Origin of the sequence: Granulicella tundricola MP5ACTX9 (assembly GCF_000178975.2) — a bacterium.
GTDB lineage: Bacteria > Acidobacteriota > Terriglobia > Terriglobales > Acidobacteriaceae > Edaphobacter > Edaphobacter tundricola.
Map to the genome: position 1 here is coordinate 3,388,693 of NC_015064.1, position 21,143 is coordinate 3,409,835.

The following is a 21,143-nucleotide window of genomic DNA, read 5'->3' on the forward strand; positions in this document are numbered from 1 at the left end:
TCCCTAAGCCCTGAACCCTAAGCCCTGTTCCCTGAACCCTGAGCCCTGCGTTCGCTATTCCCTAGGCCCTAGGCCCTGCTCTTATGACCTCCCCCACCCCATCGCCGCAGCTCGAAACCAAGATCGAAATCCTCGACCTCCGGCACTTCAACGCCCGCCAGCTCCGCCCCCTGCTGGAAGAGCAAGCCCAGGTCTGGAAGAAGCGCCTCCGCTGGAACTACGAAGCCTCCACCGAGCTCCTCCTCAAGTACCTCGACCAGCAGATCCTCCCCGGCTTCGTCGCCCTCCTGCGCGGCCGCATCCTGGGTTACTGCTTCTGTGTCTACGAAGGCAACAAAGCCGTCATCGGCGATATCTACGTCCTCGCCGAAGCCCCATCCCGCCTAGCCGTCACCCACACCCTCATCCGCCATCTCCTCGAGGTCCTCGAAGCCTCCCCCGAAATCGACCGAATCGAATCCCAGCTCCTCCTCTTTGAAGAAGGCCAGATCTCCCCCGCCTTCACCAGCTCCGGCTTCACCATCTACCCACGCCTCTTCCTGGAATGCGACCTCCCCGCGACCCCCATCCCCACCCCGTCGCACGACATCCTAGCCACCGCCAACCTTGACCTCATCCCCTGGTCCCCCAACCTCTACCAGGCCTCCGCCGAACTCATCCACGCCTCCTACATCGGCCACCTCGACTCTGACATCAACGACCAGTACCGCAGCCTCCACGGCTCCCTGCGCTTCCTCCATAACATCGTCCGCTTCCCCGGCTGCGGCATCTTCGATCCCGAAGCCTCCTGGCTCCTCCGTGACCGCGCCACCAACGCCCTCGCCGCCGTCATCCTTTGCTCGCGCGTCGCGCCCGACGTCGCCCACGTCACGCAGCTCTGCATCGCCGGCCCCTACCGCGGCTACGGCCTCGGCAAGTTCCTCCTGCAGCACACCATGTCCCGCCTGCCCTCAGGCCACTACCGCGCCCTCACCCTCACGGTCAGTGAAGCCAACGAGCCAGCCCTGCGCCTCTACACCTCGGCCGGCTTCCACCAGCGCCTGCGCTTTGAGGCCCTCGTGCTCGATAAAACCGTTCACCCCGAGCGCTTCAAAATCCCCACCCAGGCCGAACCCGCTACCGAAGGCTCCGGCCTCTTCGCTGCTTTCTCCAGAAAAAAAGCCACACCAGCCCGCAACTGACCGCAGCCCCGGTCGTATCCAGAAGCGCGTCATGCACCGTTCCCGTCCTGCTCGGAATGTAGCTCTGGTGCCACTCATCCATGCTCGCCACAAAGGCCGTGCAAGCCACCGCAGCGATCACCGCCCGCCACCGCCAGGCCCTCCGCCCCAGGTCCGTCAACGCCCCAAACGTCAGCAGCCAGGCCCGCAGAAACGTCAGGCAAACCGTCCCATACCCGCAGAAATGACCTGTCTTCCGCAGATAGTGATTGATCTCCCCAGCCGTCTCATCCCGCAGCGGCCCGAACACCCGCTCCAGCACCGGCCGCAGCCACCCACCCGTATGATCCGCTGAAAACGTATCCGTAGACTCCGCCACAATCACCAGGCAAGCCACCACCACAGGCAGCCAAACCGAAACCCGCCCCCAAACAGACGAGTTCCGCATCCGCAACTCCAGCGGATCAGGCTTCTCCAAAAAAATAGATCGCATACGCTCAGCCTACCAGCGCAGGGCCCTCACCTCCGCTCCCTGGTCCAATGGCCTGCCCGCTAGGCACTAGGCCCTAGGCTCTAGTCCCTGATCCCTGTTCCCTAATCCCTGATCCCTTCCCTACTCCACGTGATAATTCGGAGCCTCACGCGTAATCACCACATCATGCACATGGCTCTCCTTCAGCCCGGCGTTCGAGATCCTCACAAACCGAGCCTTCTGCTGCAGCTCCTCGATCGACCCGCACCCCAGATATCCCATGCCAGACCGCAGCCCGCCCACAAGCTGATACACCATCGCCTCCAGCGGTCCACGATGCGGCACACGCCCTTCGATCCCCTCCGGCACAAACTTCGCCAGCCGGTTCTGCGTCGAGCCCTCGCGAGCGGTCAAATTCGGCCGTTCGCCCACCGAGATCTCGTTCATATCTTCCTTACCCTGGAAGTACCGCTCACCCGAGCCCTGCGCCATCGCACTCAGCGACCCCATCCCGCGATAAGCCTTGAAGCTGCGCCCCTGATACAGAATCGTCTCCCCAGGCGACTCATCCACGCCCGCAAACAGCGACCCCATCATCACCACACTCGCACCCGCCGCAATCGCCTTCGTCACGTCGCCCGAGTACTTGATTCCGCCGTCCGCAATAATCGGAATCCCCCGCGGCCCAGCCGCCCGGAACGCCTCTGAAATAGCCGTAATCTGCGGCATTCCAGCCCCCGTCACCATGCGCGTCGTGCAGATCGAGCCCGGCCCAATCCCAACCTTGATCGCATCCGCGCCGGCATCAATCAACGCCATCGCGCCTTCGTAAGTCGCCACATTCCCGGCCAGCAAACTCACGTTCGGGAAGTGCTTCTTCACCTCGCGAACGCTCTCCAGCACCCGCGAAGAGTGACCATGCGCGGAGTCGATCGCCAGAGCATCGCACCGGTTCTCCACCAGCGCCGCAGCCCGCTCCAGGTAGTCGCCCGTAGCCCCAATCGCAGCCCCAACCCGCAGCCGCCCCTGCTCATCCTTGCAGGCGTTCGGATACTTCAGCTTCTTCTGGATGTCCTTGACCGTGATCAGGCCCTTCAACTCGTAGTCGTCATTCACCACCAGCAGCTTCTCCACCCGATGCTGATGCAGAATATGCTCCGCCTCTTCCAGCGTCGTGCCCACCGGAACCGTGATCAGGTTCGTCTTGGTCATGACCGTGTCGATGGGCGCATCCGTCACAGAAACAAACCGCAGGTCGCGATTCGTCAGAATCCCCACCAGCTTCTTGTTCTTCGTCACCGGAACGCCGGAGATCTTGTACCGCCGCATCACGTCCAGCGCCGCCGCAATCGATTCATCCGGCGAAATCGTCACCGGATCAACGATCATCCCGCTCTCCGACCGCTTCACCTTATCCACCTCGCCCGCCTGCTGCACGATGGATAAATTACGGTGAATAATCCCCAATCCACCCTGCTGCGCCATCGCAATCGCCAGCCGCGACTCCGTCACCGTATCCATCGCAGCCGACATCAGCGGCGTATTCAGCATGATCCGCGAGGTCAGCCGCGTCTGCGTATTCACCTGCGTAGGAACTACGTCCGAGTAAGCAGGCACAAGAAGAACATCATCAAAGGTAAGGGCTTCGGGAATCGATTCAAGAATCATAGTTTTTAGGTCTTTCAGGGCGCGGGGTCCAGGGGGACCGCAAGGCAGCCGGGTTCGCTCGATTGTAGAGACCCCCCAGCTTCAGAGCAAATCCCGACCCTCGCAAACCCGGCCCATTTCAGCCACAAAAGCCGTTCTAGAACGCAAATCGCAGCGACAACTGCGCCTGCCGGGGATCACCCACACCCACCCGCAGAAACCCGCTGAAGTCGAACAGCGCCGGCGAGCTCAACGGGTTCAAGTTGTTGGTATTGTTGAACGTATTGAACACCTCAACCCGCGGAATCAGCTCGAACTTGCTGTCGTGGAAGTGGATCGGCCGAGCCACCCCAAAGTCGAACACGAAGAACGCATTGTCCTTCCGCAGGTGATTCCGACCGCAGTCCACCGTCCCCACAAACCGCGTGGCTGAATTGTTGATGCTGCAAGCCGGCCCACTCGCCCCCGTCACCGGGTTCGGATTATCCGTCTCCGGCTCAGCCGAGTGCTGCTGCACCCTCACATTCGCCTTGAACCCGAACGGCAGCTCCCCCAGCCCGAACGCATTGAACTTGTGCCGCTCATCCCGGTCCGCCAGCGAGTACTCCGCACCCAGGTTATAAAGATTCGCATACCGGAACGTAAACGGATCGCGCTCGTTCGAGTCGTCGTCCCGGTCCACCGAGTACGTATACTGCGCCTCAAACTGGTAGTGGTGGCTCATCCGTTTCCGCAACCCAACCGTCAGCCCACGATAAAGAGACTTCGCATTGCTCGCCGTATCGGTGATCGCACCCAGGTTCGGAAAAGGCCCCGTAGCCCCATACGTCACTGTGTCGGAGTTATTCCCAGGTACAGTGACCGGCCCGACATTCGGATTCAGAAACCGCGTCAGGTAAACACCCTTGGAGTCCGTAAAGTCCGCGAACGCCACATAGTCTTCCTTCACCTGCTGCTCGAACCCCAGGTTGAACGTCACAATCCGAGGGTTGTGATAGTTCTTGTCGAACACCGTCACGCCCGGCTGAAACGGAAAACCGCTCGCCAGTGGAGCGATCGGCAGAATCCCAGCATACGTCGGATTCCCATATCCGCTGAACTCGCTCACCGACTGCTGCTGCACCCCGTTCGTCGTAATCGCCCCAACCTGTGTTAGCCCATTCTGCCGAGCGTTGAAGATCCCAGCGCTCCCCCTGAACACCGTCCTCCCATTCCCCGCCAGGTCATACACAAATCCAAACCGAGGTTGAAACTGCTTCGTCTGATTCGGCAGATAGCCAGTAGAAGGAAACTTCGGATCGGTCAGGTTCGGCCCATACGCCGTCGCGCTCGGAGCGATCACCGGCTTCGGGAAGAACTGTGCCTCCCACCGCAGCCCGTAGTTCAGCGTCAGCCGAGGCAGCACCTTCCAGGTGTCCTGCACGTAAACCGCAGGCTCCTTGTTGCTGATGTTGGAATAGCCCGCCTGCTGCACCGTCACACCCGGACGAACACCCGCATCCTGCAGGTAAAGCAGCAACGGACTGCCACCCGTACACGCCGTCGAATAAACCACGCCACCGCACGACTGCACATTGGGCCCGTACGCCACACCCAGCGTAGCCGGCGAAGCATAGTGCAGAAACCCAACCGCATCGCCAAAGATATACCGCCCCAGCGCAAACCCATCGAACACCTGCACGTTGTGGCTATAAAGGAACTCCCCACCCATCTTGACCGTATGCTTGCCCTTCACCACCGACACGTTGTCCTTCAGGTCGTAGTGATAGAACGTCTCACTCGCTCCCGGTCCCAGGAAGAAAGGCTGCCCAAACCGGAACGAAGGAAAGAACCCAATCCCCGTATCCGGCACCGCACTCGGATTGATCGGCGACCTCGGCCTCGTCTCATGCCCATACGTCGCATGCGCCTCATTCAAGATGTGATCGCTCAACGTCGAAATCAAATTGAAGTTCGACGTCTGCACATGCGATGGCCCTTCCGTCCCATTCGCAGAAGTCCCATACGTCGACACATCGAACGTCTGGTTGGGATTATTCGAAAAATCAAAGTTGTAAGACCCATACAGCAGGTTCTTCGCATTGATGTTGTAGTCCACACGCCCGAACGCAGCAACGTTGTGGACGACGTGATCGACCCCTTGTCCTTCATCTTCCTTGAAGTTCGTCTTGTAGTAGTTGATCAGCACCTGCCGTTGGCAGTCGCCGTTCGCCTCAATCTGCGCATCGGAGATATTCGAGCCAAACACCGGATTCGTAATAGGGCAAGCCCCCGACCCCAACGCACTCGCGTTATAAGAACTCAGGTTCGCCCTTAGCAGATTCTCGTCGATCCCCTCCACCGCCCCAAAGTAAAACAGCTTGTCCTTGATGATGTCCCCGCCGATGCTCCCACCCGCCTGCTCGCGATGGAAGTTCGTCAGCGGAGTCCCATCGGAGGCAGCCGCGGTCAGCGCCTCCAGCCTCTGATACTCGAACACGCTCCCATGCAGCCTGTTCGTGCCCGACTTCGTAATCACGTTCACCACGCCGCCGCCCGTACGCCCAAACTCAGCGTTCGCGCCGCTCGCCACTACCTGGAACTCCTTCACCGCCTCCAGCGTAATATCCACCGCCGCCCGCTGCCCACCGGACTGCTCCCCGAAGAACCCATTGTTATAGTCCCCGCCGTCCAGCGAGATGTTATTAAAAATCCCCCTCTGCCCATTGATATTGATCTCATCCCCATCCGGCCCCTGCGAGATGCTCACCCCCGGCGTCAGCGTCAGCAGATCCTCGAACTTCCGCCCCAGCACCGGAGTCGTCGCAATCGTCGCCTCGTTCAGCGTCGTCGTAGACGAATCCGTCGTCACGTCGATCAGCGGCGCAGAGGTCACCGTCACCGATTCATTCCCACTCGCCACCGGCAGCATCAGCTTCAGGCTCACCGTCCGCCCCACCGTCAGCACCAGGTTTTCCTGGATCACCGTCGCAAAGCCCGCCTTCGTGATCTTCACCACATAAGGCCCCGGCTTCAACGATGGAAACGAGAACTGCCCCGACCCATCCGTCACCGCCTCATGCTTGGTATCCGTATCCACCTCATCGGCCTCAACCGCCGCCCCCTGGATGATCGCCCCCGCCGCATCCGTCACCGCACCCTGGATGCTGCCGTTCGTAATCTGCACCTGGGCCATCATGCTGCGCGGCCCATATCCCAAACCGATCCAGGACAGCAGGACCACGCCAAAGGCAAACTTCCGTGCGGACAAAAGCATATTCAGCTCCTGAATTCGAGTGCTCGATAAAAACAAAAAGGGAAACAAAAACAGGGGGGCCGATGACTGCGAAAGGAGTCATAAAAGAAAGGGGTTAGGTCTGCTTTGTGACGACAGTATCACGCCCCTGAGAAAAAGGCGTGTAAATTTTCCAGAGGAAAAGCCTCCCAAAACTGGGCCACGAACTCCGTCGCCGAATTTCACAAGTTCAGAACCCATGAATTATTTTTCTGTAGGCATGGATCACTCCAGGTGCTAAAACGTCGCATGGGATATCTAGGCCTCGACGAAACCACGATCAAAGACGACAACCTCTTTCAGCGCCTCTTCTGGCCCAGCGACCACGGCGGTGAAGCCGACCAGCTCGGCAAGCAGGGCTTCTGGATCTGCCTCGGCGTCGCCGTTGTCTCACTGCTCGTCATGCTCATGCAGGGGCATTGGTTTCTCGCACTGCTCACCTTCGCCTTCTACGCGCTCGGCGGCATCGGCGTCCGGGAGCATGACCAGCCATCCGCCATCCTCGTCGCCGTCGCCTACATCCTGAACGGCGTCGCCAGCGCCTTCTCCGGCATACCCCCAGGCATCCTCCAACTCTTCGCCACCCTGCTCCTGCTCGCCAACATCCGAGGCACCTGGATCGCCGCGAAATGGGCCGCGCACCCCGATCCCGACCTCATGCCCCAGCGCTTCAACACCACATTTTCAGACAAGCTCGTAGACCAGATGCCCGCCCGAGTCTGGCCCAAAGCGAAGATCCCCTTCTTCTGCATCGCAGTGATCTATATCCTTCTCACCGTGGCCGGAACCGTCTTCATCGCCGTCCTCGGTCCCGCCCGTCTCAAAGCCGCCCAGAACCCCACGCCCACAAGCCAGACCATCGAAGTCTCACCTTCGCGGTAATCACTAAAGCCTCACCGCAGTTCGAGCTTCGCCCGCACCGACATCACCTTCGGCAGATTGTCCTCAATCCAGCACGTCAACCCACTGATATGCGTCGCCACCTCCAGCCCCAGCGGCGTCAGGCTGTACTCCACCTGCGGCGGCACCGTCGCGTACACCGTCCGCAGCACGAACCCATCGCCCTCCAGCGCTCGCAGCGATTGCGCCAGCATCTTCTCGCTCACGCCGCCAATCCGCCGCCGCAACTCACTGAACCGATGCGCCCCATCCAGCAGCACCATCAGCACCAGCGACCCCCACCGCGAAGTCACATGATCCAGCACACCCCGTGAAGGACAGTCCGCACTGCTCAGATCGCCCTTGTAACCCTTCTGGGCACGGGAAGGCCGTTTGATCGCATCCAGAACATTCATGAAAGTAGCTTACCTCAAGGTACGTACTTACAAAAAGTTAGCGAGTGTCCTACTCTTGTCTCAGCCCTGATTGAGGGCAGCAAACGAGAGGAATACAACATGATCGTCGTCACAGGTGCCACCGGCAAACTAGGCCGCCACGTAATCGAAAGCCTCCTCAAAACCACCCCCGCCGCGGAGATCGTAGCCGCCGTCCGCTCGCCGGAGAAGGCCTCGGACCTCGCCGCTCTCGGCATCACCCTCCGCCAGGCCGACTACAGCCAGCCCGCAACCCTCCTCACAGCCTTCGCCGGAGCAGACAATCTCCTCCTCATCTCCGGCAACGAGCTCGGCCAGCGCATCCCCCAGCACAAAGCCGTCATCGACGCCGCCAGGTCCGCAGGCATCAAGCTCCTCGCCTACACCAGCCTCCTCCGCGCCGGCACCTCCACCCTCACCCTCGCCTCGGAGCACCTCGCCACAGAGCAGTATCTCCAGGCCTCCGGCATCCCCTACGTCTTTCTCCGCAACGGCTGGTACCTGGAAAACCACACCGAGCAGCTAGCCCCCGCACTCGCCCACGGAGCCATCCTCGGCGCAGCCGGTGAAGGCAAATTCTCAGCAGCGTCACGCGCCGACTACGCCGCAGCAGCAGCAGCCGTCCTCACCACCCCAGGCCACGAAAACAAGACCTACGAGCTAGCCGGCGACACCCCCTATACCCTCCCCGAACTGGCCGCAGAGGTCGCAAAGCAGTCCGGCAAGCCCGTCGTCTACAACAACCTCCCCGGCCCCGACCTTGAAAAGCTCTACCTCAGCTTCGGCCTCCCCGCCCCAGTCGCCGCCATGCTCGTCGATTCAGACCTCGGCGCAGCCAAAGGTGAGCTCGCCACCACCTCCACCGACCTCCGCACCCTAATCGGCCGCCCCACCACCACCCTCGCCCAGGCAGTCGCCGAAGCCCTCAAGTAACTCAGCAGGAGCAGGGCCGAAAGCAGTCGCTTCCGGCCCTGCCACTCTCAAAAGGGAGAACGTCATGTCAGTAAACCAGCCAGCCGTCACATCGGGACTCACTGCAGTGGAAATGCAAGCAATCGAGAAGCTCTACCGCGCGTTCAATGACCGCAACCCGGATCTATTGGACGAAGCATGTTGGCCCGATTGGCAAGACATCCCGCTCGCGCCGGGGCAGGAACCGGGCCCGGACGGGCTCAAGAAGCTGATGCCTTATTTCTTCGCGGCATTTCCGGACCTCAGGATCGAAATCGACGAGATCATCGGCGAATCCGGCAAGGCCGGAGTACGTGCACGCATCGTAGGAACGCATCAGGGAGAGTTCTTCGGCGTGGCCGCCTCGCAGCAGCCCATCGAAGTCCGTCTCCACGAGTTCCATCATGTTCGAGAAGGACGAATCACCCACACCTGGCATCTGGAAGACTGGTTCGGAATGTTTCAGCGCCTGGGAACCTGGCCGCCGTCGCGAGGCTAAAAATGGGCCATGCCGGCACTCCTGGGAGTACTACTCCTCAGGAGTGCCGCCAGCCCTCCTATTCCGCAATCCCCGCCGTATCCAGCGCCTTGGCCTCACGACCCGGCCGTCCAGTCATCTTCGTCCACAGCTTCGAGGGCCAGTCCGGGTCCATGCACGGCCTCTCCACCAGCACAAAGAACACAACGCAAAGCGCCACCGCTGGCACGCCGGTCACCAGCATCTGAATCGCCAGATTCACCGGGAAGCTCGCCGCCGGAAGAATCGCCATCCGCGTCACCTTGAACAGTACGGCGATGAAAGCGTCATGCAGCAGATAGATCGAGTAGCACATCCCGCCCAGCACCGCGATCCAGTGATTGCCCAGAAAACGCCGCAAGACTACGCTCCGCATCGCCGCCACGCAAAGAGCTCCAATCACCACCGGCAGCACCACATGCGGCCTGGCCTCATCGTGCCCGGCCCAGAACAAAATCCCCAGCGCGCCGATCCCCACCACGTCCCACACCCACCACGCCCGCATCGTCTCCAGGTCCAGCGTAAAGATATCCGCCACCAGCAGCCCCGCCAGAAAATATTGCAGATAGTAAAGGATGCTCATCGCAAACCGAGGGATCGTGCTGAAGGGCCCCTGGCACAGTCCAATGGCGAGAACCACCCCCAGCAGCACCAGCCGCCTGCTCAACGTATGTTTGATCCGGAACAGCTGCATCAGCAACGGTGCAAACACATAGAACTGGATCTCCACCTCCAGCGACCACGTCACCATGTTGATCGGGCTCATCTGCCCAAAGATCAGGCTGTGCTGGTACAGCAGGCTCGCCAGCAGGTGCCCGCCCATCGGAACCGAGGAGCCATGCTGATACACCGTCTCCATCGCAAAGATCAGCAGCATCGCCAGGATGTAGGGTGGCTCCAGCCGCGTCAGCCGCCGCATATAGTACTTCCGCAGCGAGACCGGCTTCCCACCCAGCAGAAACTGCCGCGCATACGGCAGCGCCAGGATCGTCCCGCTGATCACAAAGAAGATGACCACGCCGCGGTCCCCGTTCGCAAGGATCCGGCTCAGAGTGTCAAAGCGCGGCTCGATCGGAATAATGCGACCGGACCGGTTCAGCAGTTCGCCCATGATATGGAAGACGAACACCGAAAAGATGGCAATGAACCGCAGACCATCGATCTCCGGCACCCATCGACCATCTCTTGTCTTGCGCCGGAACCGGTCAATAATCATGCGATTAGGACAAGTATAACGGCATCCCCGCGCCATTACTTGAACTCAGCACACTTACGGAGTAGACTCGCTACTGCAGACGAATCCGTTCTGCCGCAGTACCTGCCGTGAACGAACCGGCGATGTGGCGGAAGAGACGAGTGGGCCAAAGCCCACTTTTTATTTGCTCTAAACACTTTTCGCCCTGCAAGCTGCATAACCATCATGCCACTCCAAATCGACACAATCCGGGCCACCGCAGAACGCGTCGCCGCCTCGCACCACTTAGAGGTCGTGGACGTGGAATTCTCTGGCGGGGCAAAGTTTCGCTCCCTCCGCGTCTTCATTGAGAAGGACGCAGAATCGCGCGCCAAACTGGCAGCCCAGCTCACAGCCGCGCAGGAAGCCTCGGATTCCGTAGAAGTCGGCTTCGAACTTCCCGTCCTCCCCTCCGGCGTCCCGGTCGAAAGCCTCTCCGGCGTCACCCATGAGGATTGCGCGGACTTCGCCCGTGACTTCGGCACCGTACTCGACGTGGAAGACACCATCCCCGGAGCCGAGTACACCCTCGAAGTCTCCTCCCCCGGCCTCGAGCGCAAGCTCGCCAAACCGGCTGACTTCGCCCGTTTCTCCGGCTTCCTCATCAAGCTCCAGACCTTCACCGCTGTAGACGGCAACCGGCACTTCCAGGGAAGGCTCACCGGCTTCAATCCTGAAGCCCAGACCATCGCCCTGGACCCTTCCGCCGTCAAACAGAAGGGCAAGTCGAAGAAATCCGCGGCTGCGCCTCAGCCTGTAGAAATCGCCTTCCAGAACGTCGAAAAGGCAAACCTGATCCCCGAGATTTAGACCAGACATCTAATCTCCGGATCGTCCCGCCCGCACCCAGCACCAGTAAACAGTTCCCAGTAAAAGGACGAGTGAGCAATGGCAAGTGTTCTTTACCAGTCGATCGAAGCATTGAGCCGTGAAAAGGGCATCGAACCCGCAGTGGTCGTCTCCGCCATCGAGGACGCCATCGCCCTCGCCACGCGCAAGTACTACAAAACCCAGGAAAATATGCGCGCGGAGATGGACAAGGACACCGGCGAGATTCGCGCCTACGTCTTCAAGACCGTCGTAGAAACCCCCGAAGAGATCGTAGACGAGATCAACCAGCTCGCCCTCGAGCCCGCCCGCGCCCTCGCACCTGAGGTCGAAGTCGGCGGCGAGCTCCGCTTCTATAAGGACACCACGCCCCTCGGCCGCATCGCCGCCCAGATGGCCAAGCAGGTCATCTTCCAGAAGGTCCGTGAAGCCGAGCGCGACACCGTCTTCAACGAGTACAACCACCGCGCCGGCGAGGTTCTCAACGCCACCGTCAAGCGCCTCGAGCCCATGGACGTCATCTTCGACCTCGGCAAAGCAGAAGCCCGCATGCCCAAGCGCGAGCAGTCCCGCCTGGAGCAGTTTGCCGTCGGCGAGCGCGTCCGTGTCGTCCTTCTCCGCGTTGACCGCGCCGCCAAGGGCCCACAGGTCATCGTCTCCCGCGCCGCCCCTGCTCTCGTCCAGAACCTCTTCCAGTCTGAAGTTCCGGAGATCTACGACGGCACCGTCAGCATCCGCGCCATCGCCCGCGAGGCCGGTGAGCGCACCAAGATCGCCGTCATGTCCCGTGATAAGGACGTCGATCCCGTCGGCGCATGCGTCGGCATGAAGGGCATGCGCGTCCAGTCCATCATCCGCGAGCTGCGCGGCGAAAAGATCGACATCATCGAGTACTCGGAGGAGATCACCACCTTCGCCGAGAAGGCTCTGCAGCCCGCCAAGGTCTCCCGCGTCTCCATCACCGACCTCGCCGAGAAGCAGATCGAGGTCATCGTCGACGACACCCAGCTCTCCTTGGCCATCGGCAAGAAGGGCCAGAACGTCCGTCTCGCCGCCAAGCTTCTTCAGTGGAAGATCGACATCAAATCTGAAGAGGAGAAGCGCCAGGAGGTCGAGCAGCAGATGCAGGCCATGTCTGGCGGCCCCACGACCCCCATCGAGCAGGTCACCGAGCTCGGCGAGCAGATCCTCGAGAAGCTCATCGCAGCCGGCATCACCACGGTGGAAGCTGTCGCCGACATGACGGCGGAAGAGCTCGAACAGATCCCCGGCATCGGCGAAAAGACGATTGAAAAGATCTCCGTCGCCGTCCGCCACTACTTTGGCCAGTACGAAGAAGGCGAAGAACGTCCCGTCCCGATGGCTGTGATTGAAACTCCAACCGACACCGAGGAGACCACTTCCATGTCCAAAACCCCTGAAGAAATCCTCGCCGCCGAGCGTGGAACCGACCCCAACGCAGAGGTTCCCGTAGAGCTAGACGACATCTCCACCGAAGACATCGCAGCCGCAGAGGACGAAGAGTCCGAAAGCGATGCCTTCTCCGATAACGACGCCCGCGAAGAGGGCATCGAGCTCGACAACGACACCATAGACACCCTGGTTGATGAAAGCCAGGAGGTTTCAGACGAAGGCATCGATACGGACGGGCACGACCGTGGCTAACCCCCACGGCCGTACCTTCAACGAAATTGCTGCTTTTTCACAGAATTCAGAGATAATAACCAGTACACGCTATCCCAACTCCAAAGAGGCTTGTATGACCAGCTAAGGCGCTTGGGGCGGGAAACGAAAAAGGGACGGATGAGCAAAGTAAGAATCAACGATCTTGCACGTGAACTCGAAGTAAAGAGCCGGCCTATTCTGGACGCCCTCGAAGCCATTGGCGTCAGCGGAAAGACCCACTCGTCCTCCATTGAGGAGGACCAGGCAGAAAAGGTCCGCGCCTACTTCAAAAACGGTGGCCGCTCCAGCAGCCCCTCCCGCCCTGCCCAGCCGCAGGCTCCCAAGTTTGACCTCTCCGGCGTCTCCAAGCCCGGTGACGCCATGCGCGCCATCCTGGAGCGCAAGCAGGCTCAGGACGCAGCCCGCAACGCCCCGCCACCGCGCCCCGTCACCGTCGCTCCGCCCGCTGTGGCCGTAGCGCCGCCCGTCCGTCCGGCAGTCGCCGTCGCACCTCCGGTCCGTCCGGTCGTTGCAGCAGCACCGCCCGTCGCCGTGACTCCAGCCGCCGCTGCACCGGTGGCGACCCCGGCACCCGTAGCCCCAGCGCCCGTCGCTGCAGCCCCGGTCATGCCCGTCGCGCAGGCAGCCCCCGCGCCGCGCCGCATCGTGCCTCTGCCCAGCCAGGGAGCCCGCATCATCGCTCCTCCGGTCGTCGCAGCCCCCGCCATTGCGAGCCGCCCGCCCGCAGGCCCCGTCGTCGCAGCCCGTCCGCCCATCTCCGGCACTCCCGTAGCTCCCGCAGTTCTGGGCAAGCCGCCGGTAGCCGTGGCCGCCGTAGCTGCACCGCCCAAGTCAGCCGTTCCGGTTGCAGCAACCCCCGCGCCCGCCGCTCCGGCACCGGTCGCAGAGGCTCCCGCACCCGTCGTTGAAGCAGCCACCCCCGCTCCGGAAGCTCAGGCTCCTGAAGCGCCGGTCGCTCCGCCGCCGCCTCCCGGTCCCCCGGCACGCCGCATCATCATGCCGCAGACCGGTCCGCGTCCCATCTACACCGCGCCCCCACCGGTTCCCGGCGCAGCCGCTCGCCGTCCCATCTTTGAGCGTCCCCGTACCGGCCCAGGCTCCGGCCCCGGAACAGGCTTTGCAGGTCCCGGCGGCGCAGGCTCCCGTCCTCCCATGGGCGGTGGCATGGGCGCTCCCGGCGCACGCCGTCCCATGCACCCCACCCGCCCCGGCTTTGCCGGCGGCCCCGGTGGTCCTCCGCGTCCCGGCTTCACCCCCGGCGCACGTCCTGGCTTCCCTGCCCGTCCCGGCTTCCCGCCGCGGCCCGGCGGTGCGCCCGGCGTAGCTCCCGGACCTGGCGAGACCCCCACCGGCCTCCGTCCCGCACGTCCCGGCCAGCGCCGCGGCGGTCAGCGTTACGAGAAGGTCAAGGAAGGCCCGATGAAGGGCTTCCAGCCGCCACCGCGTTACGGCGGCCAGCCCATGTCGCGAGAGCCCCTCCCCATCACCAAGACCATCACGGTCACGGAAGGCATCTCCGTCAAGGATCTCGCAGAGAAGCTTGACGTTCGCGGCAAGGACCTCATCGCCAGCCTGCTCATGAAGGGTGTCTTCGTCACCGTCAACCAGTCGCTTGAGGGCGAGCTGGTCAAGGACGTAGCACGCCAGTTCGGCGCAGACGCCATCGTCATCTCCGTCGAAGAGCAGCTTGAGAACGAGGCCATCGAAGGCTTCCTCGAAGACACCACCGGCATGGTGGAGGTCACACGCTCGCCCGTCGTCACCGTCATGGGTCACGTCGATCACGGTAAGACCTCCCTCCTCGACGCCATTCGTTCCACGGACGTCGCAGGCGGCGAAGCCGGCGGCATCACCCAGCACATCGGCGCGTACAAGGTCAAAATCACCAAGCCCGATTCTCCCGCCTTCGGCCGTGAGATCGTCTTCCTCGATACCCCGGGTCACGAGGCCTTCACCCGCATGCGTGCTCGCGGAGCGAAGGTTACGGACATCGTCGTCATCGTCGTTGCAGCAGACGACGGCGTCATGCCCCAGACCCTTGAGGCCATCGATCACGCCCGCGCCGCCAAGGTGCCGATCATCGTCGCCGTCAACAAGATCGATAAGCCCGAGGCCAACGCAACCAAGGTCATCCAGCAGCTCGCCGCTCGCGGCGTCCAGCCGGCCAATCAGGGTGGCGATACCGAGTTCGTAGAAGTCTCCGCCAAGAAGCGTCTCAACCTCGACGCCCTCGAAGAGATGATCTGCCTCGTCGCCGATACCAACGAGCAGAAGGCCCAGCCTGATCGTCCCGCAGTCGGTACGGTCATTGAAGCCAAGCTCGATCGCGGCCGCGGTGCCGTCGCCTCCATCCTCGTACAGAACGGAACCCTGCGCCTGGGAGACAGCTTCATCGTCGGCAACACCTTCGGCAAGATCCGCGCTATGTTCGACGATCGCGGCAGGGCCATCGAAGAAGCCGGCCCCTCCACACCAGTCGAGATCCTCGGGCTGGAAGGCATGCCGGACGCCGGCGATACCTTCCTCGTCATGGCGGATCGCGACAAGGCCAAGGGCATCGCGCAGTATCGCAAGATGAAGGAGCGCGAAGCGCAGTTGGCCAAGTCCAGCCGCGTCTCGCTCGAAGGCCTCGCAGAGCAGATCAAGCAGGCCGGAGTCAAGGACCTCAACATCATCGTCAAGGGCGACGTGCAGGGTTCGGTCGAAGTCATCGCAGAAGACCTCGCCCACATGTCCACCGAGAAGGTTCGCGTACGCGTCCTGCACTCCGGAGTCGGTGCCATCACCGAGTCCGACGTGCTCCTCGCATCCGCATCCAACGCCATCATCATCGGCTTCAACGTCCGTCCGGATCGCAAGTCCTCGGAAGTTGCCGAGCGTGAGAACGTCGAGATTCGTCTCCACTCCATCATCTACGAGCTCCGCACCGAGATCGAAAAGGCCATGTACGGCCTCCTCGATCCCGTCTTCAAGGAGAATTATGCAGGCCGTGCAGAGATTCTGCAGGTCTTCAAGATCACCAAGGTCGGCCAGATCGCCGGTTGCCGTGTCACAGACGGCACCATCAAGCGCAACGCGCAGGCTCGTCTCATGCGCGAAGGCGTGGAGGTCTGGAAGGGCAAGATCAGCTCCCTCAAGCGCATCAAGGAAGATGTCTCTGAAGTCCGTGAAGGCGTCGAGTGCGGTATCGATCTCGCCGGCTGGAAGGACATGCGTGCAGGCGACGTCATCGAAACCTACACCACGGAGAAGCTCGCCGATGAGCTCGGAGCCAACACCGCCGAGTCCAAACGCAAGCAGCTCGCAGAGCTCGCCGCAGCCAAGGCCACCGAGAAGGAAGTCGAAGCCGCAGAAGCCAGCGTCTAGACCCTCGAACGGTGTCATTCTGCGCCGAGCGAGGCGAAGGTGGAGAATCTCCGTAGTTCGCTCGAAGCAGCAATCACTCAAACGAAGGCCGGGAGAAATCCCGGCCTTCGTACGTTTGCGGTAAAAAAGCAGGTCATCCCGACCGAAGGCGGCGCACTTGCCGCCGCAGTGGAGGGACCCCCGAATCGGCCTTAGCGGTTGCTCTTGCCCTCGCCCTCGCCCTCGTCCTTGCCCTTGCCCTTGCCCTTGCCCTTGCCCTTGCCCTTGCCCTTGCCCTTGCCCTTGCCCTTGCCCTTGCCCTTGCCCTTGCCCTTGCCCTTGCCCTTGCCCTTGCCCTTGCCCTTCGGATTAGAGGGGGCCTTTAGGCCCCCGTCAAGGGGCATCACTTGAAGGGGGCTTTAGCCCCGGGCCCCTCTTACCTGCCGCCGACACCCAACCGACCATCTCTGCCCACGCTGAAAGCCCGCCACATGCCTCTTCCCCACCGCCCACCCAAAAACACCCCTTTAGCCACAAATTCTTTCCATCCCACAGGAAACATACAAATTCTCGGCCTACTATGTCGCCCAGGGTACAGAACTGAAACATCCTTTTTTCATATCTTCCTCATCAGTACTATTCAGAGGAGAAAGAACGTGGCCCAGTACAAAGGACAAGTGAAGTGGTTCAACAACGCGAAAGGCTACGGCTTCCTGGGAAGAGACGGGGGCTCGGATGTCTTCTGTCACTACAGCGCCGTACAGACCGACGGCTATAAAAGCCTCAAAGAAGGCGACGAAGTTGAGTTTGACATCATCGACGGCGACTCCGGAAAACCCCAGGCCGACAAGGTAATCTGCTTGCGCTAGGGACGGGATGCTCCCAGATTAAGGTAAGGGTGAGGCCTCAGCCTCACCCTTTTTTGTGGTTCAAAGACAGAAGTCTCACCCCCATAAGATGCGTTACTGCACAACCGCAGGAAACTCTCCCCAGTCCGCTGGCTCAAACGGCATCATCCCCACGCTTTGCAGCAGGTGAACCGTCCCCTTCGCCGCCCCAAAGAACACATACCGACACCCCTTCAACTCCGTATCCACCAGCATGAAGGGGCTCCCGCTGTACTCCACAACACAGTCGATCAGAACGCAGTTCACGAAAGCCTTGCCGTCAAGCGCCACGGTCTCGCCGTCGATTCGCTGATTTTCAACCTTCTTCACTCAATCGCTCCTGGACAGGCAAGACAGGCAATCCGCCGATCCATAGCTTTGATTGTACGAGCCTATTCCCAGTCAACTCAAACCCCAAAAAAAACTTCACGAACAAGGGATAAGAGCTGGAGTTCCGCAAGACAAAGCTGAGAGCTGACGGCTGGGAGCTGACAGCTGGAAGAAACCCGAACCACCTCCGCACTAACCAGTCGGGCCTCCTCTCATATCAAAAGCCCAGAAGGGACATGCCAGAGAGCACAACAAAAGCGGCAAGCGCAGAAAATAGAACCACGGGAATGATCTTATCCATACCCTCTTCATCGTCCGACTCCCGCCCGACCTTAGCCCACGCACCCCGCTTCTAGGAAAATCACATTCCAGACTTATATGATGGGTGAGCCGACGCCATACCGAAAGAGAGCCAGCCACACATGCCCTTTGACCTCGAAGCCATCCAGTCCGCCCTACGCGACGCAAAACTAGACGGCTGGCTCTTCTACGACCACCACAACCGCGACCCTCTCGCCCTCCGCATCCTCGGCCTACCCCCCGACGGCCACGTCACCCGCCGCTGGTTCTATCTCATCCCCGCCACCGGCACCCCCATCAAGCTCGTCCACCGCATCGAGACCGGCCGCCTCGACACCCTCCCCGGCGAGAAAAACGAATACTCCTCCTGGCAGGAGCTCGAAGCCCGCCTCGCCGCCATGCTCTCCGGCACCACCACGCTCGCCATGCAGTACTCCCCCCGCAACGCCATCATGTACGTCTCCATGGTCGACGCCGGCACCATCGAGCTCCTCCGCGAGATGGGCAAGACCATCGTCTCCTCCGCCGACCTCGTCAGTGTCTTCGAGGCCGTCCTCACCGAGGCCCAGATCGAGACCCACTACGCCGCCCAGCAGCGCATCGACGCCCTCCTCGCCGAGGCCTGGCTCGAGATGGGCCGCCGCGTCCGGTCCACCGGCACCAGTGAGTACGAGATGGTCGAGTACCTCCAGCAGGCCCTCCGCGACAACGGCCTCACCTGGCAGTTCGGCCCCAACTGCTCCTGCGGCCCCAACGCCGCCGACTCCCACTACGACCCCACCCCCGCCACCTCCCGCCCCATCCGCCGCGGCGACTTCGTCCTCATCGACATCTGGGGCCGCCTCGACCAGGCCGACTCCATCTACTACGACATCACCTGGACCGGCGTCGTAGACCGCGAGCCCACCGAGCGCGAGCAACTCGTCTTCACCACCGTCCGCGACGCCCGCGACGCCGCCATCCACGCCGTCCAGGCCGCCTACGCCGCCGGCACCCCCATCCCCGGCTGGCAGGCCGATGCAGCCGCCCGCAAGGTCATCACGGACGCTGGCTTCGGCGACTTCTTCACCCACCGCACCGGCCACAACATCGCCATAGAAATCCACGGCTCGGGCGCCCACCTCGACAACCTCGAAACCCACGACGAGCGCCTCCTCCTCCCCAACACCTGCTTCTCCGTCGAACCCGGCCTCTACTTCCCCGGCGAGTTCGGCATCCGCTCCGAGGTCAACATGATCACCCGCCCAGGCAGCGCCGTCGTCACCGGCCGCATCCAGACCGAACTCCTCAGAATCTGAGAACGCACTGAAACTGCTATCATCAAAGGCTGAATGACCACCACGAACATACAAACGCCGGTCCGCCTCGCACGCCCCGAAACCACCTCCTCGGCCATGACGGTCGTCGTCCTCATCGCCGGCTGGCTAATCCCCGGCCTCGGCCACGTCTTGCTGAAGAAGCCCATCCGCGGCCTGCTCCTCTTCGTCTCCATCGTGAGCATGTTCGCCCTCGGCATCGCGCTCCAGGGCAAGATCTACAGCCCCAACACCGGCGACCTGCTCGACATCCTCGGCTTCGTCGGCCAGCTCGGCAACGGCATCCTCTACGCCCTCGCCAGAATGCTGGACTGGGGACACCCCAGCGTCCAGATCGCCCTCGCCGACTACGGCACCAAGTTCATCGTCTGCGCCGGCCTGCTCAACGTCATCTCCGCCGTAGACGCCCACTCCCTGGCCAACGGCAGAAAGGCCTCCTAAGCATGCTCTCCCACTTCAGCTCCGTTCTGCTCTTCTCGCTCTTCACCTCCGTCGTCTTCGGCATCACCCAGCGCGCCCAGCCCCGCATGATGCTCCGCTTCGGAGCCTTCTGCATGCTGCTCTTCGTCGGAGGCACCATAGCCGCCAGCTGGGTCATGTACCTCATCAAGAGCTAGCTCTTTGTCGAGACAAATCCCACATGGCTCTCAGCGTGGTCAGTGCGTGGTGAAGTGTGGTCAGTGTGTGGTGATTTCAGTGACGTTTTACGCGCAAATCTGAGCAATCTTGCCCACCAGACCCGAAGAAACAAGCACAAACACCGAAACAAAAGGTAAAACTCACCACAAATCCCCACAAACCCCAAAGTAGACGGTATTTGGTCTGACCACTTTCGCTCATCGGCCAAACCACACACTTAAAGAAAAAGCTCCACATCCGAAAGATGTGGAGCTCTTCGCCTTTACTGATCCCTGAAAACTGATCCCTGAAAACTGTTCTTACACCTCAGCGTTAGGATCGCCCTGCTCACCAGGAGCCGACTCTTCCATCTGCTTCTGCAGCTCTTCGCGCTTCTTCGCACGAGCTTCCTCGCGCTTCTGAGCCTTCTCGTTCAGTTCCGTCTCAGCGCCCAGCAGTTCGATCACAGCCATCTCGGCAGCATCGCCCTTGCGAGCATAAGTACGGACAATCCGGAGATAACCACCCGGACGCGTCGCATAGCGAGGCGAAACGACGTTGAACAGACGGGTCACAGACTCGTCCGTCATCAGGTAAGCCAGAGCCTGACGGCGCGAGTGAACATCGCCCTTTTTGCCCAGCGTAATCATCTTCTCGACGATCGGACGCGAAGCTTTGCACTTCGTAATGGTCGTCTCGACGCGGTCGTTCAGGATGATGGAGGTAACAAGATTGCGCAGCATGGCGCGACGATGAGAGGTATTGCGGCCGAGTTTAAAGCCGCCATTACGATGACGCATGATGATCTCCTTCGAGAGTGCCTTCTGGCATCTCGGACTACAGGAGGGATCAGGGATTAGGGATCAGGGATCAGTTCAATTGGTTGACGGTCGGTTTAGCTTGTCGAGTAGCGCATGAAGCATCTTGCCTACCTGATCCGATAAATCGTCCGCATCTTTTTGAAGCCCTGGAGTTCCATACCCCAACTCCCTCGCGATGAAGAGTTGAGTTTGTACTTCACAATTTGAGCCGCGGGCAATGCCGAGAAACTGTCTATATTCTCCACGAGACCCACGACCATAACCTTCTGCGATATTACTTGCTACTGAGACGGAAGCTCGACGGATTTGACTCGTTAAGCCATAGGTCTCATCTTTAGGAAAAGCAGCTGAAAGCTTATAGACCGCTAGGGTCATCTGTATTGCTCTCTGCCAAACGATAAGGTCTTTGTAGGAACCAGCCACATCTACCTCGATCGTCTGGGG

General features: G+C 61.2%; 20 protein-coding genes. 11 read left to right on the plus strand and 9 right to left on the minus strand.

What is annotated here, in order from left to right:
* Window positions 1-83: 83 nt before the first annotated feature.
* Window positions 84-1,181: a GNAT family N-acetyltransferase gene (locus ACIX9_RS14520; RefSeq protein WP_013581245.1), complete on the plus strand. Its 1,098-nt coding sequence runs from the start codon at window positions 84-86 to the stop codon at window positions 1,179-1,181.
* Here ACIX9_RS14520 and ACIX9_RS24850 read toward each other — a convergent pair.
* From ACIX9_RS24850 to ACIX9_RS14530, 3 genes are all read right to left on the minus strand, one after another.
* A complete protein-coding gene (locus ACIX9_RS24850; RefSeq protein ID WP_232298725.1) occupies window positions 1,117-1,653 on the minus strand; it encodes a VanZ family protein in 537 nt (178 codons plus the stop codon). The genes ACIX9_RS14520 and ACIX9_RS24850 overlap by 65 nt on opposite strands.
* A gap of 120 nt (window positions 1,654-1,773) precedes the next feature.
* The gene (gene guaB / locus ACIX9_RS14525) at window positions 1,774-3,300 is read right to left on the minus strand and encodes an IMP dehydrogenase (protein WP_013581247.1); all 1,527 of its coding nucleotides are present in this window, start codon (window positions 3,298-3,300) and stop codon (window positions 1,774-1,776) included.
* A 136-nt stretch (window positions 3,301-3,436) separates the two neighbouring features.
* Window positions 3,437-6,535 (minus strand): TonB-dependent receptor, encoded by a 3,099-nt coding sequence (locus ACIX9_RS14530; RefSeq protein ID WP_013581248.1) that lies wholly within the window; start codon window positions 6,533-6,535, stop codon window positions 3,437-3,439.
* Between the two features lie 267 nt (window positions 6,536-6,802).
* Between ACIX9_RS14530 and ACIX9_RS14535 the strand changes: the two genes are divergently transcribed.
* Window positions 6,803-7,435 (plus strand): hypothetical protein, encoded by a 633-nt coding sequence (locus ACIX9_RS14535; protein ID WP_013581249.1) that lies wholly within the window; start codon window positions 6,803-6,805, stop codon window positions 7,433-7,435.
* Between the two features lie 11 nt (window positions 7,436-7,446).
* Here the strand turns inward: ACIX9_RS14535 and ACIX9_RS14540 are convergent, their stop codons facing one another.
* Window positions 7,447-7,848: a winged helix-turn-helix transcriptional regulator gene (locus ACIX9_RS14540; protein WP_013581250.1), complete on the minus strand. Its 402-nt coding sequence runs from the start codon at window positions 7,846-7,848 to the stop codon at window positions 7,447-7,449.
* Between the two features lie 99 nt (window positions 7,849-7,947).
* On the opposite strand from ACIX9_RS14540, the gene ACIX9_RS14545 reads away from it, so the two are divergent.
* Together ACIX9_RS14545 and ACIX9_RS14550 are read left to right on the plus strand one after the other, a co-directional pair.
* Window positions 7,948-8,799: an SDR family oxidoreductase gene (locus tag ACIX9_RS14545; RefSeq protein ID WP_013581251.1), complete on the plus strand. Its 852-nt coding sequence runs from the start codon at window positions 7,948-7,950 to the stop codon at window positions 8,797-8,799.
* A 64-nt stretch (window positions 8,800-8,863) separates the two neighbouring features.
* Entirely contained in the window at window positions 8,864-9,316 is a 453-nt protein-coding gene (locus ACIX9_RS14550) for an ester cyclase (RefSeq protein ID WP_013581252.1), read from the plus strand.
* Between the two features lie 58 nt (window positions 9,317-9,374).
* On the opposite strand, the gene ACIX9_RS14555 is transcribed toward ACIX9_RS14550, so the two are convergent.
* Window positions 9,375-10,550 (minus strand): acyltransferase family protein, encoded by a 1,176-nt coding sequence (locus ACIX9_RS14555; RefSeq protein WP_013581253.1) that lies wholly within the window; start codon window positions 10,548-10,550, stop codon window positions 9,375-9,377.
* 204 nt (window positions 10,551-10,754) lie between these two features.
* On the opposite strand from ACIX9_RS14555, the gene ACIX9_RS14560 reads away from it, so the two are divergent.
* From ACIX9_RS14560 to infB, 3 genes are all read left to right on the plus strand, one after another.
* Window positions 10,755-11,378, plus strand: a complete 624-nt coding sequence (locus ACIX9_RS14560; protein ID WP_013581254.1) for a ribosome maturation factor RimP — start codon at window positions 10,755-10,757, stop codon at window positions 11,376-11,378.
* A 78-nt stretch (window positions 11,379-11,456) separates the two neighbouring features.
* Window positions 11,457-13,061 carry a transcription termination factor NusA gene (gene nusA, locus ACIX9_RS14565; RefSeq protein WP_013581255.1) on the plus strand — a complete coding sequence of 535 codons (1,605 nt, stop codon included), beginning with the start codon at window positions 11,457-11,459 and terminating at the stop codon, window positions 13,059-13,061.
* Between the two features lie 138 nt (window positions 13,062-13,199).
* Window positions 13,200-16,448 carry a translation initiation factor IF-2 gene (gene infB / locus ACIX9_RS14570; RefSeq protein WP_013581256.1) on the plus strand — a complete coding sequence of 1,083 codons (3,249 nt, stop codon included), beginning with the start codon at window positions 13,200-13,202 and terminating at the stop codon, window positions 16,446-16,448.
* A 191-nt stretch (window positions 16,449-16,639) separates the two neighbouring features.
* Here infB and ACIX9_RS26980 read toward each other — a convergent pair whose 3' ends face one another.
* Window positions 16,640-16,831, minus strand: a complete 192-nt coding sequence (locus ACIX9_RS26980; RefSeq protein ID WP_013581257.1) for a hypothetical protein — start codon at window positions 16,829-16,831, stop codon at window positions 16,640-16,642.
* 252 nt (window positions 16,832-17,083) lie between these two features.
* On the opposite strand from ACIX9_RS26980, the gene ACIX9_RS26985 reads away from it, so the two are divergent.
* Window positions 17,084-17,296 (plus strand): cold shock domain-containing protein, encoded by a 213-nt coding sequence (locus ACIX9_RS26985; RefSeq protein WP_013581258.1) that lies wholly within the window; start codon window positions 17,084-17,086, stop codon window positions 17,294-17,296.
* A 93-nt stretch (window positions 17,297-17,389) separates the two neighbouring features.
* On the opposite strand, the gene ACIX9_RS14585 is transcribed toward ACIX9_RS26985, so the two are convergent.
* Window positions 17,390-17,644 (minus strand): hypothetical protein, encoded by a 255-nt coding sequence (locus ACIX9_RS14585; RefSeq protein ID WP_013581259.1) that lies wholly within the window; start codon window positions 17,642-17,644, stop codon window positions 17,390-17,392.
* A 422-nt stretch (window positions 17,645-18,066) separates the two neighbouring features.
* Between ACIX9_RS14585 and ACIX9_RS14590 the strand changes: the two genes are divergently transcribed.
* The 3 genes from ACIX9_RS14590 to ACIX9_RS26485 are packed head-to-tail and all read left to right on the plus strand — an operon-like array spanning window position 18,067 to window position 19,877.
* Window positions 18,067-19,242, plus strand: a complete 1,176-nt coding sequence (locus tag ACIX9_RS14590; RefSeq protein ID WP_013581260.1) for a M24 family metallopeptidase — start codon at window positions 18,067-18,069, stop codon at window positions 19,240-19,242.
* 33 nt (window positions 19,243-19,275) lie between these two features.
* Window positions 19,276-19,701 carry a DUF6677 family protein gene (locus ACIX9_RS14595; protein ID WP_013581261.1) on the plus strand — a complete coding sequence of 142 codons (426 nt, stop codon included), beginning with the start codon at window positions 19,276-19,278 and terminating at the stop codon, window positions 19,699-19,701.
* 2 nt (window positions 19,702-19,703) lie between these two features.
* Window positions 19,704-19,877 carry a hypothetical protein gene (locus ACIX9_RS26485; protein ID WP_013581262.1) on the plus strand — a complete coding sequence of 58 codons (174 nt, stop codon included), beginning with the start codon at window positions 19,704-19,706 and terminating at the stop codon, window positions 19,875-19,877.
* 321 nt (window positions 19,878-20,198) lie between these two features.
* On the opposite strand, the gene rplQ is transcribed toward ACIX9_RS26485, so the two are convergent.
* Together rplQ and ACIX9_RS24855 are read right to left on the minus strand one after the other, a co-directional pair.
* Window positions 20,199-20,678 carry a 50S ribosomal protein L17 gene (gene rplQ, locus ACIX9_RS14600; protein ID WP_013581263.1) on the minus strand — a complete coding sequence of 160 codons (480 nt, stop codon included), beginning with the start codon at window positions 20,676-20,678 and terminating at the stop codon, window positions 20,199-20,201.
* 75 nt (window positions 20,679-20,753) lie between these two features.
* Window positions 20,754-21,122, minus strand: a complete 369-nt coding sequence (locus ACIX9_RS24855; RefSeq protein WP_013581264.1) for a four helix bundle protein — start codon at window positions 21,120-21,122, stop codon at window positions 20,754-20,756.
* Window positions 21,123-21,143: the final 21 nt, after the last annotated feature.